This is a genomic window from Aeribacillus sp. FSL K6-2848 (genome assembly GCF_038004325.1).
Classification (GTDB): Bacteria; Bacillota; Bacilli; order Bacillales; family Aeribacillaceae; genus Aeribacillus; species Aeribacillus composti.
The window spans coordinates 3,305,053-3,319,521 of the sequence record NZ_JBBOQQ010000001.1 but is presented as its reverse complement, the minus strand read 5'-3'; the positions used below and the strand labels follow the sequence as shown (position 1 = coordinate 3,319,521).

At 39.3% G+C, this 14,469-nt stretch carries 14 protein-coding genes; 13 read left to right on the top strand and 1 reads right to left on the bottom strand.

Features of this window, described 5'->3' with window-relative positions; all coding sequences use genetic code 11:
- The first annotated feature begins 118 nt into the window (after positions 1–118).
- From hemE to NSS70_RS15985, 4 genes are all read left to right on the top strand, one after another.
- On the top strand, positions 119–1,159 hold the full coding sequence (hemE, locus tag NSS70_RS16000; RefSeq protein WP_340881947.1) for a uroporphyrinogen decarboxylase: 1,041 nt from the start codon (positions 119–121) through the stop codon (positions 1,157–1,159).
- A 41-nt stretch (positions 1,160–1,200) separates the two neighbouring features.
- A complete protein-coding gene (hemH, locus tag NSS70_RS15995; protein ID WP_340881945.1) occupies positions 1,201–2,139 on the top strand; it encodes a ferrochelatase in 939 nt (312 codons plus the stop codon).
- A 12-nt stretch (positions 2,140–2,151) separates the two neighbouring features.
- Positions 2,152–3,570, top strand: coding sequence for a protoporphyrinogen oxidase (gene hemY / locus NSS70_RS15990; protein ID WP_094244633.1), 1,419 nt, complete (start codon positions 2,152–2,154; stop codon positions 3,568–3,570).
- Between the two features lie 277 nt (positions 3,571–3,847).
- Complete coding sequence (locus tag NSS70_RS15985; protein ID WP_063387323.1) at positions 3,848–4,861, top strand: LacI family DNA-binding transcriptional regulator; 1,014 nt, start codon at positions 3,848–3,850, stop codon at positions 4,859–4,861.
- A 61-nt stretch (positions 4,862–4,922) separates the two neighbouring features.
- Here the strand turns inward: NSS70_RS15985 and yhfH are convergent, their stop codons facing one another.
- Positions 4,923–5,054, bottom strand: a complete 132-nt coding sequence (yhfH, locus tag NSS70_RS15980) for a protein YhfH (protein ID WP_065095529.1) — start codon at positions 5,052–5,054, stop codon at positions 4,923–4,925.
- A 103-nt stretch (positions 5,055–5,157) separates the two neighbouring features.
- Between yhfH and NSS70_RS15975 the strand changes: the two genes are divergently transcribed.
- From NSS70_RS15975 to NSS70_RS15935, 9 genes are all read left to right on the top strand, one after another.
- The gene (locus NSS70_RS15975) at positions 5,158–5,895 is read left to right on the top strand and encodes an MBL fold metallo-hydrolase (RefSeq protein ID WP_063387324.1); all 738 of its coding nucleotides are present in this window, start codon (positions 5,158–5,160) and stop codon (positions 5,893–5,895) included.
- A 263-nt stretch (positions 5,896–6,158) separates the two neighbouring features.
- Positions 6,159–7,121, top strand: a complete 963-nt coding sequence (locus NSS70_RS15970) for an ABC transporter substrate-binding protein (protein WP_063387481.1) — start codon at positions 6,159–6,161, stop codon at positions 7,119–7,121.
- Positions 7,122–7,138: 17 nt separating this feature from the next.
- On the top strand, positions 7,139–8,107 hold the full coding sequence (locus tag NSS70_RS15965) for an ABC transporter permease (protein WP_094244634.1): 969 nt from the start codon (positions 7,139–7,141) through the stop codon (positions 8,105–8,107).
- Positions 8,082–8,870: an ABC transporter ATP-binding protein gene (locus NSS70_RS15960; RefSeq protein ID WP_063387326.1), complete on the top strand. Its 789-nt coding sequence runs from the start codon at positions 8,082–8,084 to the stop codon at positions 8,868–8,870. Before NSS70_RS15965 ends, NSS70_RS15960 begins: the two co-directional genes overlap by 26 nt.
- Before the next feature lie 105 nt (positions 8,871–8,975).
- The gene (locus NSS70_RS15955; protein ID WP_339197133.1) at positions 8,976–9,533 is read left to right on the top strand and encodes a helix-turn-helix domain-containing protein; all 558 of its coding nucleotides are present in this window, start codon (positions 8,976–8,978) and stop codon (positions 9,531–9,533) included.
- A gap of 18 nt (positions 9,534–9,551) precedes the next feature.
- Positions 9,552–10,271 (top strand): AzlC family ABC transporter permease, encoded by a 720-nt coding sequence (locus NSS70_RS15950; RefSeq protein ID WP_094244637.1) that lies wholly within the window; start codon positions 9,552–9,554, stop codon positions 10,269–10,271.
- Positions 10,264–10,569: an AzlD domain-containing protein gene (locus NSS70_RS15945; RefSeq protein WP_066248892.1), complete on the top strand. Its 306-nt coding sequence runs from the start codon at positions 10,264–10,266 to the stop codon at positions 10,567–10,569. Before NSS70_RS15950 ends, NSS70_RS15945 begins: the two co-directional genes overlap by 8 nt.
- 83 nt (positions 10,570–10,652) lie before the next feature.
- The gene (locus NSS70_RS15940; RefSeq protein WP_066248889.1) at positions 10,653–11,912 is read left to right on the top strand and encodes a M48 family metallopeptidase; all 1,260 of its coding nucleotides are present in this window, start codon (positions 10,653–10,655) and stop codon (positions 11,910–11,912) included.
- A gap of 153 nt (positions 11,913–12,065) precedes the next feature.
- Positions 12,066–14,450, top strand: coding sequence for a DNA translocase FtsK (locus NSS70_RS15935; RefSeq protein WP_339197129.1), 2,385 nt, complete (start codon positions 12,066–12,068; stop codon positions 14,448–14,450).
- The last annotated feature ends 19 nt before the right edge of the window (positions 14,451–14,469 follow it).

Below are 14,469 nucleotides of genomic sequence, written 5' to 3'. Positions count from 1 at the left end.
GGAAAGATCTTTCGTCGATTTTATGACATTTCCCTTATATTCCTATACAATCGGGCACGGGAAGAGGTATAGTTTAAAAAGAGTATTAGAAAGGAATCGTTTTTAAAGGGGGATTTACATGGATAGGAAGAAAAGCTTTAATGATACTTTTTTAAAAGCGTGCAGAGGCGAAGCGGCGGACTATGTTCCTGTTTGGTATATGAGGCAAGCCGGGAGATCCCAGCCTGAATACCGGGCGTTAAAAGAAAAATACAGCTTAGTTGAAATTACACATCAACCAGAGCTTTGTGCATATGTCACTAGACTTCCTGTCGAGCAGTACGGGGTTGATGCCGCAATTTTATATAAAGATATTATGACGCCGCTGCCTGCCCTTGGAGTTCAAGTTGAAATTAAAGCGGGAACAGGGCCTGTTATTGAAAATCCGATCAGGTCGCTGGAGGATGTAAAAAAACTTGGTGAAATTCATCCTGAGGAAGATGTTCCATATGTTTTAGATACGATTAAGCTTTTAGTCAATGAGCAGCTGAATGTTCCGTTGATTGGATTTGCCGGAGCACCATTTACTCTTGCCAGCTACATGATTGAGGGAGGCCCTTCCAAAAATTATAACAAAACAAAGGCATTCATGTATGCTGAACCAGAAGCTTGGTTTCTTTTAATGGAAAAGCTTGCCGATATGACCATTACATACGTGAAAGCGCAAATTGACGCAGGGGTTAAAGCGGTGCAAATTTTTGATTCATGGGTCGGAGCATTAAATGCTTCTGATTATCGATATTATATTAAGCCGGTGATGAACCGCATTTTTTCGGAATTAAAGGAAAAAGAGGCGCCGCTTATTATGTTTGGAGTGGGAGCAGGACATTTAGTAAAAGAATGGAATGATTTGCCTTTAGACGTGATCGGTTTAGATTGGCGTCTGTCGATTTCTGCTGCCAGAGAAATGGGGATTTCCAAAACATTGCAGGGAAATCTTGATCCGGCAGTTTTGCTTGCGCCGTGGGATTTTGTGAAAGAACGGGTAAAGGCTATTTTAGAAGAAGGAATGAAACAGTCAGGTTTTATTTTTAATCTTGGACATGGCGTCTTTCCACAAGTAAAACCGGAAACCTTAAAAAAATTAACGGAATTTATTCATGATTATACGCAAAAATAGATCGAAAAAAATGATCAACTTGAATTTTGGAGGTGCACGTAATGTCGAAGAAAAAAATGGGTTTGTTAGTGATGGCATATGGTACACCATATAAAGAAGAGGATATTGAACGCTATTACACCCACATTCGCCATGGAAGAAAGCCTGATCCAGAAAGTCTGGAAGATTTAAAAGAACGATATAAGGCGATTGGAGGCATTTCTCCTCTTGCTAAAATAACAGAAGAACAAGCGAAAGGCTTAGAAAAACATTTAAATCACATTCAAAATGAAATAGAATTCCATATGTATTTAGGATTAAAACATATTGAGCCGTTTATTGAAGATGCAGTTGAACAAATGAATAAAGATGGAATCACTGAGGCGGTCAGCATCGTTTTAGCTCCGCACTATTCGACCTTCAGCATTAAGTCGTACAACGGCAGGGCAAAGGAAATTGCAAAAAAACTCGGAGGGCCTTCCATCACTTCTATCGAAAGCTGGTATAAAGAACCGAAATTTATTGAATATTGGGCTAAACAAATAAAAGAAACGTACGCGAAAATGACTGAAGAAGAACGGGAAAAAGCTGTATTAATTGTTTCAGCACACAGTTTGCCGGAAAAAATTGTTCAATTAGGGGATCCTTACCCAGATCAATTACAAGAAACAGCTGAATTAATTGCAAAAGAAGCCGGAGTGCAGCATTTTGCTGTTGGCTGGCAAAGTGAAGGCAATACGCCGGAGCCGTGGCTCGGACCAGATGTTCAAGATTTAACAAGAGATCTGTTTGAACAAAAAGGATACCGGACGTTTGTTTATGCTCCAGTAGGTTTTGTGGCTGATCACTTGGAAGTTCTATACGATAACGATATCGAGTGCAAGGCAGTAACAGACGAGCTTGGAGCAGCTTATTATCGTCCAGAAATGCCGAATGCAAAACCTGAATTCATCGATTGTTTAGCTACAGTCGTGTTAAAACACTTAGGAATGTCAAAATAAGAAGGAGATTTTATGGGAAGAAAAAAAGTAGCAATTGTTGGCGGGGGAATAACTGGGCTTTCAGTTGCGTTCTACTTGCAGTCAGAAATTAAAAAAAATCATCTTCCAATAGATGTTGTGCTGATTGAAGCGAAGCCGCGATTAGGAGGAAAAATAGAAACGATAAAAAGGGACGGATTTATCATTGAAAGAGGTCCGGATTCCTTTTTGGAGCGAAAAAAAAGCGCTACGCAGCTTGCAAAGGACGTAGGGCTCGGAGATTATTTGGTGAACAATGACGTGGGGCAATCTTTTGTCCTTGTCGGCGACAAGCTCCATCCGATCCCGAAAGGAGCGGTTATGGGCGTGCCAACAAATATTGCTTCTTTCGCCACCTCCGGTTTGTTTTCGTTAACTGGCAAGCTGCGGGCTTCGTTTGACCTTTTCCTGCCGAAGAAAAAAGTGGACGGAGATCAGTCATTAGGCGGATTTTTTGGACGCAGGCTCGGCAGCGAAGTGGTTGAAAATTTGATTGAACCGCTTCTTTCCGGGATTTATGCAGGAGATATTTATAATTTAAGTTTATTAGCAATCTTTCCGCACTTTTATGAAATTGAACAAAAGCATCGCAGTTTAATTTTAGGAATGGCCAAGCAGGCGCAAAAGTCTAAACAAAAACAACAACAGGAGCAACATAAAGGGATTTTTCAAACCGTTTCAACTGGTTTGCAATCGATTGTTGAAGCTATAGAACGCCAATTGGATCATACGGTAGTGAAAAAAGGAATAAAAGTTTCGGAGATTAAAAAGGAAGATGATCTCTACCATTTGGAATTATCTGACGGAACTGTTGACAAGGCGGATGCGATAGTCATTACCGCTCAGCATGATGCTATTCCATCTATGTTTCCGAATGAGCAGCAAACACTCGCTTATTTCAAAAAAATGCCTTCAACATCTGTTGCAACCGTTGCAATGGCTTTTCCGGAAGAAGCTGTTCAGCTGCCCGCAGATGGAACGGGGTTTGTTGTTTCGAGAAACAGCGGCTATACGATTACTGCTTGTACATGGACCAACAAAAAATGGCCGCATACTGCTCCGAAGGGCAAAACGCTGCTAAGAGCGTATGTTGGAAAAGCAGGAGATGAAGCGGTTGTTGACCAGCCGGATGATGTGATCATTCAAACCGTTTTGGATGACTTAAATCGATTGATGCCGGTAAAAGGAGAACCGATTTTTTCTATTGTTACAAGATTGAGGGAAGCAATGCCACAATACATTGTCGGACACCTTGACAACATAAGAAATATAAAAAGTATTATGGGGCAAAAATACCCCGGAATATATTTAACGGGTGCTTCTTTTGAAGGATTGGGGATCCCGGACTGCATTGATCAAGGTAAAAAAGCGGTGAAAGATGTTCTTCAATTTTTACATTTGGGACAAGCTTAAAAGGCAGGCTTGTCTCTTATTTTTTCAGAGGAGGCATCCATTTTAGCAAGTTTTGACGCTTCCGACTTCTGATCTTTAAAACGCCTTGGTTGGTTCCCATTGTTTAAAGTCCGACAATTCAAATTGAAGAAAATATATATTTGTTGAACAAGTTAGCATTTCTGTTTTTTAGAAAAAGCGATCTGGAAAGATATAAAAAATTCATTGCACATCTGTTGACCATTGATCTATAATCAAAAGAAAATCAAGGGATCCCAAAGTTTTTGGAGGAATGAAAGTGGCTACAATTGAAGATGTGGCAAAACTGGCTGGTTTATCGAAAACGACAGTTTCAAGGGTGATAAATAATCAGCCTTACGTATCGGAGGAAAAAAAACAATTAGTGCTAGAAGCAATGAAGCAATTAGGGTATGTACCTAATTCTTCAGCTAGAAGTTTAAGAAATCAAAAAACTGAAATTATTGCTGTCATTATTCCTAGGGTTATGAACCCGTTTTTTGGACAATTTGTTGAATCGCTGGAAATCGTTGCGTCTCAATACCATTATCAATTGATTGTTTGTCAAACGTTATATTCAGCAAAAAAAGAATTAGACTATTTAAACTTGTTAAAAACGAAACAAGTAGATGGAGTGATTATGACGACATTGCTAAATGGCTGGGAGGCTGTTGAGCCGTTTTTAGAATACGGTCCGATTATTTTATGCAACGAATTCGATGAACAGGCAAATGTCCCGATGATTCATATGGATCAAAACTACGGAGGGTATGTTGCAACTAAGCATTTAATCGATCAAGGATACAATAAAATTGCTTTTTGCTGTGGAAATGTAAACAGTAATGTTTCGAGAGCTAGGGAAGAAGGTTTTCGAAAAGCACTTCGTGAAGCGGGATTGTACCTTCCTGAGCAATATATTTTCCGAAATGTATTTACATTTGAAGACGGAAAAAATGTCTTGAGGAAAATGATGGAGATGGTTGAAGCTCCAACGGCGGTCTTCACAGGTTCTGATGAAGTGGCAGCCGGGATGATTTCTGAGTCAAAGAGACTTGGCGTCCGTGTCCCGGAAGAATTAGCGGTCGTCGGGTTTGACAATCAGGCTATAACTGAACTGATGGAGCCTATGATTACGACGGTTAATCAGCCGGTGAAAGAAATGGGTCATTTAGCAATGGAAGTGATGATGGAAAAAATAAAAACGAGACGGTATAAAGAGAGAGAGGTGCATCTTTTGCCTCTTACATTAATTGTAAGGGATTCTTCAAAGCTAGCCAATTACAATGTGTATTAGTACAGGTTAAGAGAAGAGAAAAAATATTCAGGCAATTCTTTTTAGAATTGCCTGAATAAATTTATTTTACATGTAAGCAATGATTGCATTTGTTCCCGTAGCATTCGTGCTGTTCTTCAATTTCTTTTCCGCATTCAATACATTTTTTTCTTGGCAAGTTTCTAAAAAATTCAGTGATTTTTTGTCCTAACATTTATTATCCCCCCGTGCTGTTGTTATTAACATTGTATTATAACAGAATGAAAAATGTCAATACTGTTTTAAAACATTTTTTCTTATTGAGGAGGATAAGGGTGATGAAAGTAACAGTTGTAGGGTTCTGGGGAGGCTATCCAGAAGCGAATGAGGCTACATCAGGCTATTTATTTCAGGAAAAGGGGTTTAACCTGTTAGTTGATTGCGGAAGTGCTGTATTATCACAGCTGCAAAATTTTGTATCACTTTCAGATTTAGATGCTGTGATCCTTTCTCATTATCATCATGATCATATTGCAGATATTGGACCGCTGCAATATGCAAGACAAATTACCGGCATGTTGCAAAAATCAAACAAAATTTTGCCCATTTACGGACATAGCCTTGATACAAAAGAATTTGACAGACTCACACATTTGAATGTGACAAAAGGAATTTCATACGATCCTGATCAATCGATTTCGATCGGTCCGTTTACGATTACATTTTTAAAAACAGATCATCCTGTTGACTGTTTTGCCATGAGATTTACTTCAGGACATAAAACGGTTGTATACACGGCAGATTCAAGCTTTAAAAATGAATTCATTCCATTCAGCCAAAATGCGGACTTGCTTATATGCGAATGCAATATGTATGCGAATGAAGACGGCAAAAAGTTTGGGCATATGAATTCCCACGAAGCTGCGACAATTGCTAAGGAAGCAAATGTAAAAGAACTTTTGCTGACTCATTTGCCTCATAAAGGCAATCATGAAGAATTGATAGAAGAAGCTAAAACGATTTTTAATGGATCGATCAAGCTGGCGAAAACAGGGTTGTCGTTACATATTGATTAAAGAGAAATTATATTAGCAAAATTATGGGACAGCCTTTTGCCGAACATTTCATAAACTTAAAGCTACTTGCAAACTTCATTTTGACAGAATAGTGTTCCATTTTCTGTAAGGATGCAGTATGTTGGCATCCTTATTTTTTTGGAAAATTCGTCAGAAAATAATTGAAAATCAAAAATATATTGTTATAATTTAAAGCATAAAAGTAAAAAAGGGGGAAGAAAATTTTGAAAACTAGGATAGGAGCAATCGGAGGAATTTTTTTGATGGCGCTCCTCGTGCTGTCAGGTTGTGGAAGCAGCAAAGGGTCCAGCAGCGAAAGCAATAGTGAAGAAGGAAAGAAAGAAACATTTAAAATTGGTATCACTCAATTTGTAGCGCACCCGTCGCTGGATGAGGCATTGAAGGGATTTCAACAAGCAATTAAAGATAAAGGGTTAAATGTAGATTATGATATTCAAAACGCTCAAGGGGATCAATCGAATACCCAAACGATTGCGAATAACTTCGTCGGAGATAACGTCGATTTAATTTTTGCGAATGCAACGCCTAGTGCACTTGCTGCAGCAAATGCTACAAAGGATATTCCAATTGTATTTACATCCGTAACAGATCCTGTCGGCGCCGGGCTTGTGAAAGAGATGGAAAATCCAGGAGGGAATGTAACAGGAACAACTGATACCCATCCTGATGCCATACCGAAAACGGTGAAATTTATTGATCAATATTTAGATGGCAAAAGAATAGGAATGATCTATAATTCAGGCGAACAAAACTCTGTTGCGCAAATTGACCTTGTTAAAAAAGCGACAGAAGGAACGGATTTGAAAATTGTCGAAGCTTCTGTTTCTACTTCAGCTGAAGTGAAACAAGCTGCTGAATCTCTTGTTGGCAAAGTCGATTGTTTTTACATTATCACTGACAATACCGTTGTTTCTGCGCTTGATTCGGTTATTTCCGTTGCAAATGAAAACGATATCCCGCTGTTTGTCGGTGAATTAGATTCAGTCAAAAAAGGCGGTTTTGCTGCGTACGGATTTGAATATTATGATATTGGCTATGAAGCAGGAGAAATGGCTGCAAAAATTTTAACAGAAGGGAAAAAGCCGTCTGAACTGCCTGTTCAATATCCGCAAAACTTAAAGCTTCTCATTAATAAAAAAGCAGCAGCTGAGATGAACGTTAAGATTTTAGACGAGTGGAGCAAAGAAGCAGAGTTTATTGAGTAATTTGGAAGGGTGTTTACATGCTGACAGCAGTATATGGCTCACTTGAGGCGGGACTTATTTACGCAATAATGGCTCTCGGAGTCTATTTATCTTTTAGAATATTAGATTTTCCAGATTTAACGGTTGACGGTAGCTTCGTTACTGGAGCTGCCGTCGCAGCCGTCATGATCATAGACGGAGCTCATCCTGTTATGGCGACGATTGCCGGAATGATTGTCGGCTTTCTAGCTGGGATCTTAACGGGAATTTTGCATTCGTATGGGAAAATTAATCCGTTGTTATCCGGTATATTAATGATGATCGCTCTTTATTCCATTAATTTGCGAATTATGGGAAAATCGAATGTTTCGCTTTTACAGGAGGAAACGCTTTTCTCAAAGCTGGCCGATGCGCTGGCACCGATCGATCAAGCCGTTAAGAGCGTCATTTCTTTTTCCCCGACCACATGGTCAGTCATCATTTCAATGGTGTTATTGGTCGCTTTTTTAAAGCTCATCCTTGATTACTTCTTAAAAACGGAAATCGGACTTGCTATAAGAGCTGTCGGAGATAACGAAGAAATGATTAAAAGTTTTTCGGCGAATACAAACTTTCTTAAAGTATTAGGATTAGGATTGTCAAATGGTTTGGTTGCTTTGTCAGGTGCGCTTGTCGCCCAATATAATGGCTTCAGCGATGCCAATATGGGAATTGGAATGATTGTGATCGGGCTTGCTTCCGTTATTATTGGAGAGGCAATTGTCGGCAGCAAGACGATTGTTCGGGCTACCTTAGCTGTTATAATCGGTGCTGTCATTTATCGTTTCATAGTCGCCTTTGCATTTAGATTTAACTTTTTTGAAACAGGCGATATAAAATTAATTACAGCTTGTATCGTCATTTTGGCGTTAATCATCCCGCGATATTTTGAAAAACGGCGTGAGAAAAAAAGAAAATTGGCAAGAAAGCGGGGGGAACAAGTTGCTTCAGCTAAAACACATTCATAAAGTGTTTAACGAAGGGTCATTGGATGAAAAAATCGCCTTAGATGGAATTCATTTAGAGGTCGAAAAAGGCGATTTTATTACGATTATTGGCAGCAACGGCGCAGGGAAATCGACTTTGCTGAACATCATAGCTGGAAAGCTGTTTCCCGATGAGGGGGAAGTCTGGCTTGACGGCGTAAATATAACAACACTTCCTGAGCATAAACGATCAAAATATATCGGCAGAGTGTTTCAAAATCCGTTGTCAGGCACATCGCCGACGTTGACCATTGAAGAAAATTTGGCGATCGCTTACGGCCGTGTTCATAAACGAACTTTGGCCAGAGGTGTAACGAATAAGCGGAAAAATTATTTTAAGGAGCAGCTGTCGCTTTTAGGGCTTGGATTAGAAAACCGTTTAAATGCGAAAGTAGGATTGCTGTCAGGCGGGGAAAGACAGGCGTTGTCGCTTTTGATGGCAACATTTACGAAACCGAAAATATTATTGCTTGATGAGCATACAGCCGCATTAGATCCCGCACGCGCAGAGGTCGTCCTGTCGCTTACGAAAAAATTTATTGAAGAATATAATTTAACAACGATTATGATTACACATAATATGCAGCAGGCGATTGATCTAGGAAACAGATTGCTGATGATGAATCGCGGAAAAATCATTTTTGAGGCATCTGCTGAAGAAAAAGTAAAACTGACCATTCCGAAATTAATGGACGAATTTGCCAAAATTCAAGATGCAGTATCTGACCGGGTGCTCTTAAGCTGATATTTACCTCTTTCCATTCAGGGGAGAGGTTTTTAAATGCAATTTTGTTCAATATATAAAACAAATGTATGATATAATAAACAAAACATAAAAAAGGAGGAAAACATGAAGCCGATTCAGCAAATTATTGGGGAAAATTTTTGTAAAATCCGAAAAAGGATGGCGCTAAGCCTCGACAAGGTGTCTGAAAAGACAGGCGTTTCCAAAGCGATCCTTGCACAAATTGAAAGGGGGGAAGCGAATCCGACTGTCTCCACACTGTGGAAAATAGCGAACGGACTTCATGTATCATTTTCCGCTTTGATGAAGGAGGAGGCGCCAAGCGTTCAAAAAATATCTTTATCAAACATACCGGCTATATCTGATGATGATGAAAAGTATAAAGTATACCCGATGTTTACGTTTGAAATCGGCAAGCCGTTTGAGGTGTTTGAAGCACATTTAGAGCCTGGACATGTCCATCAATCGGATGAACATGCGTATGGGGTGCAAGAAATTTTGTTCATTCAAAAGGGAGCTTTAGAAATTGTAATTGATGGATGTTCTTATGTTGTTCGCGAAGGGGAAGCGATCCGATTTGCAGCGGACAAAAAGCATGATTATAAAAATATAACGGATCAAAAAGTTAAATATTATGTGATCATTTATTATCCGGAAAACTAGAAATGGAGGTGATTCCGATTGCATTCGACAGCATTGGCAAAATATAAATCGGAATTAATCCAAGGCATTCAAGCAGGAATCAGCATTGCCATCGGCTATTTCCCCGTTGCCATCGCTTTCGGCCTTCTTGCTGAAAGAACGGGACTTTCGATTGCGGAAACGGTGATGATGAGTGCAATCGTTTTTGCAGGAGCGGCTCAATATATGTCATTAAGCCTAATTGCTGCGCATGTTGGTGCTTGGGAAATTATTATGACAACTTTCATTGTAAACATCCGCCATTTCCTTATGTCAGCATCATTAAATGAGAAAGTGGAGAAAGACTCCATATGGATAAAAGCTCTGTACGGCTTTGGTGTAACAGATGAAACATATGCAGTTGCGGCTGTCAGACAGGAAATGGTCACAGCACCATATATGTTTGGACTATGCTTGATGGCATATAGCAGCTGGGTGATCAATTCTGGAATCGGTTATATAGTTGGAGAAAATTTGCCCGCTTTCTTACAGGAAAGCATGGGAATTGCTCTATATGCCCTATTCATCGGCTTATTGGTTCCTTCATTAAAAAAACATCGGAAAATTATCGTACTAGCTTTATTATCTGCAGTGATAAATTCCGTTTTATTGACGACCGGACGGCTGTCTATAGGCTGGTCTATTGCATTGTCGTCCTTATTTTCCTCCGTTGTTGTGGAATGTATCTTTAGAAAATTAGAGGTGCAGCAAGATGAATAGCCAAATATTTTGGTTGATTATCGGAATGGGCGTTGTGACATACATACCGCGAATGCTTCCTTTTGTTATCTTCAGTCAATTACATCTCCCTCCATTTTGGCAAAATGTATTAAAAAATGTACCATATGCAACATTAGGTGCATTGATCGTGCCCTCGGTCTTTTTTATTCACGAGGATTTCCTGTTTGGAGCAGTCGGTGCATTTACAGCGTTCATTGCTGCTTATTTCGGAGCCAACGTCTTTTTTGTAGTTATGTGTTCAATTGCCGTTTTATCTTTTTACAGCTTCTTTTTCTAAATATTTTGGAAAAGCAGTTCTATTACGATGTTTTTTTATCTAAACTACTAAAGGAGGGAGTTAAGCTCAAGGGGGTATTCGGCTTGAAAAAGAGTCTTCTAACGATCATTTTATTATATGCAGTTTACGGTTTGGTTTTATACTTCTATTTATTCTTCTGGACGGGTTATGAGCTGCCGAAGGGAATTGAAGGTACTGCTGCTGATCCGAAAACGTTTTTAACGACAGAGGAGCTGCAGATGTCAGAAAATTATTCACAATTGAAAAATTTGTTATTTTTCATATCCATTCCGTTAGAGTGGATCATCTTTTTTATTGTGCTAAGCTTTGGGATTTCAAAAACATTTCAGCAATGGGCGGAAACAGCATCCCGTTTCTTTATAGTCCAAACAGCTTTATACTATTTTTGGCTGTCATTGCTTGTCACTTTACTAACATTACCTGTCAGCTGGCTGAACTATAAACTGTCAAAGGATTTTCAAATCTCGACCCAGACGTTGAACTCGTGGCTGAAGGATGAAGTGACCGATTTTCTTGTGAATTATGTTTTAATGGCGGTTGTCGTCACGTTTCTATACATCATTATTCGAAAATTTGAAAAGCGCTGGTGGCTTTGGGCATGGTTTGCATCGATACCATTCACATTGTTTATAATGTTTATTCAGCCGGTAATCATTGATCCGCTGTACAACGATTTTTACCCGTTGAAAAATAAAAAGCTGGAGGAAGAAATTTTACAGCTAGCTTCCAAAGCAGATATTCCCGCGGAGCATGTGTATGAAGTGGATATGTCCTCCAAAACAAATGCGTTGAACGCCTATGTGACAGGAATAGGATCAAATTCGAGAATCGTTTTGTGGGATACGACGTTAAATAAATTAAGCGAAGATGAAATATTATTCATTATGGCTCATGAGATGGGACATTATGTGATGAAGCACATCTATATCGGAATAGCCGGGTATTTGCTTCTTTCCTTGGCAGGTTTATATATCATTCATCGGTTAATGATTTTTTGTACAAATCGATGGGGAAAAAGGCTGAACATTCAATCTATACGTGAATTGTCGTCGCTTCCTCTATTTCTTTTGCTGCTGGGGATGTTATCGTTCGCTTCAAGCCCTATATCCGGCATAGTATCAAGGTATCAAGAGAAACAGGCGGATTTATATGCAATTGAAATGACAAAAAACGAGGAAGCAGCTGTAAAAACATTTCAACATTTGGCGAAATTTAGCCGCAGCGAAATAAATCCGCCGAAAATAGTGAAATTTTTACGTTACGATCATCCGCCTCTGATTGAACGAATAATGTATATCGAAAATATAAAAAATAAAGAATAAACTCCTTGTTTATACAGGGAGTCTTATTTATTTTTAAATCTGTGATTTTAGCAATATAATATTAATGTTTGTCATTGCTTTTTAAACTTCCAAAAAGTATTTTTATTGATAAAATATAGGATGAGATTAGTATGAATGAAAGAGTGATCATAGATGAGCTGGTTGTCAAAACTGTTGCGGTTGTTTTTCGATAATCAGGAAGAAGAATATGAAAGAAAGATAGATAAAAACAATTCTACTGAAAAAATAAAAGATCAATCATTAACTGACGATAGATTAGAGATGCAAGCTAGAGTTACATATCAATATCCGAAAGGAAACTTTCGGTTTCCGCTAATATCCGATGAAGAAACATTGCGAGAAACGAGACGCCCAGCGGATGCGGCAAAATCAAAAGCAAAAACATCTTCTGAACGCAAGCAGTCTCGACTGAATAGTGCACAAGGCGCACAAAAGGAAAGAAAATCTTTTCAGCCAACGGAAATCCCTTCACCGATTTTTGGATTTGGACCAAGGAATAGAGATGATTTATTTTTCAAAAAAATTGAAGAGCAATATCAGCAACAGACGGACATAGACGTACATGATATTTTCATCAATGATCTGGAAAAACAAAAAGAAGTGCAAAGGGAGTTTGCTGCAGCAGAAGAAATAGAAATAAATGAAATGATAAAATATGAAAACGATTATGAAAAAGAAATATCAAAAACACAAGATCACGAAGCTGAGGATTCATATTTTGAAATAACAGCACCGCCTTCGGAGGATAAACAGCGGGAAGCTGAGAAAGCTCAATCGGTCGAGGCTTCAAAGCTGGAGATGGAATCAAAGCAAGAGACGCATCTAAAACAAGAGACAATTCTAAAACAAGGGACGAATCTAAAACAGGAGACAGATCTAAAACAAGGAACAGATCTAAATCAGGAGGAGGGTCCAAAACAGGAGACGAGCCTAAAACAGGAAGCGGATCCAAAGCATTTAGAGAAAAAGTCTGATGACAGACGAAAGCCTGTTTCCAGAGGAAAGCTTTCATCAAATCAAAACGAAAAGACAATTATTCCATATAATGTCATTATGTTTGGGCAAGATAAACGAAAGCTTGAAGTAAAGGAAAAACGGCAAAATTATTTGTTTCCGCCGCTCACCCTCCTGAACGTTCAGCCGTTTGAGGAAGAAGCGGATGATCAGTGGATAGAAAAGCAAAAGAATTTGCTCGATCTTACGCTGCAAAATTTTCATGTCAATGCAAAAGTGGTCAATGTGTCACAAGGACCTTCCGTCACGAGGTTTGAGGTTCACCCTGAACCCGGCGTAAAAGTGAGCAAGATAACTAACTTGATAGACGATATTAAATTAAGCTTGTCTGCAAAAGACATCCGGATTGAGGCTCCGATACCGGGGAAAAACACAATAGGGATTGAGGTGCCAAACCGGAAAAGCAAAACGGTTTTTTTAAGAGAGATTTTACGGTCGAAAGCTTTTCAAGCCAACCGCTCTCCGTTAACGGTTGCTCTGGGCCTCAGCATTTCAGGGGAGCCGATTGTGACGGATTTGAAAAAAATGCCGCATGGTTTGATTGCGGGAGCTACAGGGTCAGGAAAAAGCGTTTGTATCAATACGATTTTAGTCAGCCTGCTCTATAAAGCAACTCCAAATGATGTGAAAATGCTCCTCATTGATCCAAAAATGGTGGAGCTTGCACCGTATAACCGCATACCTCATCTCGTCAGCCCTGTTATTACGGATGTAAAAGCAGCTACTGCTGCACTGAAATGGGCGGTAGATGAAATGGAAAGAAGGTATGAATTATTTGCCCATGTAGGCGTTCGAGATATCGAGAAATTTAATGAACGAGTCGGCGACAAGGAAAAGGAGAAACGATTGCCGTACATCGTGATTGTGATTGACGAGCTCGCTGATTTAATGATGGTTTCGCCGAACGATGTGGAGGAGGCGATTTGCCGGATTGCCCAAAAAGCGAGAGCTTGCGGCATCCATTTATTAATTGCCACACAAAGACCGTCTGTTGATGTTATAACCGGTTTAATAAAGGCGAATATTCCTACAAGAATAGCATTTTCCGTATCATCGCAAATAGATTCAAGAACGATTCTTGATACTTCCGGTGCAGAAAGACTCCTAGGAAGAGGAGACATGCTGTTTTTAGAAAACGGTTCTGCAAAACCGGTAAGAGTTCAAGGAACTTTTGTTTCTGATGATGAAATTGATCGCGTCGTTCACCATGTAAAAAACCAGATGGCGCCCAATTATTTGTTTAAACAAGAGGAATTGCTTGCGAAAACAAATTTCCAAGCAGAAGAAGATGATCTTTTTTATGAAGCCTGCGAGTTTGTTGTAGAGCAGGGGCATGCTTCGGCTTCAAGTCTTCAACGCCGTTTTCGAATCGGTTATAATAGAGCGGCCAGATTGATTGATTTAATGGAGGAGCAGGGGATCATTTCCCCGCCGAAAGGAAGCAAGCCGCGAGACGTGCTAGTGTCAGAAGAACAATTGAAAACAATAAAAGAGAGTAGTTGAGATGTACTGAACATGATAT